The sequence below is a fragment of the Loigolactobacillus jiayinensis genome, from assembly GCF_003946445.1.
Classification (GTDB): domain Bacteria; phylum Bacillota; class Bacilli; order Lactobacillales; family Lactobacillaceae; genus Loigolactobacillus; species Loigolactobacillus jiayinensis.
This window is the reverse complement of record NZ_RHOF01000057.1, coordinates 1-675: the sequence shown is the minus strand read 5'-3', so window position 1 is coordinate 675 and position 675 is coordinate 1. Positions and strand designations below refer to the sequence as shown.

The 675-nt window shown below is 51.3% G+C and carries 2 protein-coding genes; both read right to left on the bottom strand.

Translation table 11 applies throughout. The features are described 5' to 3' along the window. On the bottom strand, positions 1-102 hold a 102-nt coding region (locus EKM80_RS12295), incomplete at its 3' end, for a DUF2922 family protein (protein WP_125553631.1). Between the two features lie 184 nt (positions 103-286). Beyond that, complete coding sequence (locus EKM80_RS12290; RefSeq protein ID WP_125553629.1) at positions 287-484, bottom strand: hypothetical protein; 198 nt, start codon at positions 482-484, stop codon at positions 287-289. Positions 485-675 lie beyond the last annotated feature (191 nt).

The window sequence follows — 675 nt, the reverse complement described above, 5'->3', positions numbered from 1 at the left end:
AGTTTTGACCGTGGTTTCGTCCAAGGTTTGCGACGCATAATTCAGCCGCATGTGCTTGATCTTGCCGTCTTCGTTCTTAAATTCCATATCAAGTTGTTTCATGAAAAAGCTCCTCTCTGTGGGTGGATTCGGGCTATGTGTTGGTGCCAAACAGCGCGCCAGCAGGGTGGTTAGCCTAGGACTAAGCTAGCTGGGAGGACTGGCTTAGGCTGACGCGGTTAGCGGGCATGCTGGGAAGGACATGCGCGCTTATGTGCCGCAGCTTGGGTAGCTGCGGTTGGTGCGGTTACCGCCAATTTACCGGCGTGTCACTGGGACAAGGTGACGTGCCGGCAAATGCGTCGTGCGGCTGCTTTTGGCGGCGAGCAGCACGGTGGCGGAAACGTGGTTGAAAAAGCAGATTTCTGCGCCTGCCATGTTTCAACTTGGCGGTTTTTGCCTTAGTTGAATGGTCATCGTCCGTAACATTTAAGATTTTCGGCACGAAAATCAACTACTATTGTGAAGTAGTAGCTACGCAGGTCAAACGCATCACTGCGTGCTACTTATTGCCCTGCTAGGCTAGTGCTCAAAATCTAAACGCTTTTTCAACGCACTCTTACTGGAAACGTGCTAAAAGGTGCAGGTTCCTGCGGCTGCCATGTTTCAACTTGGCGGTTTTTGCCTTAGTTGAAT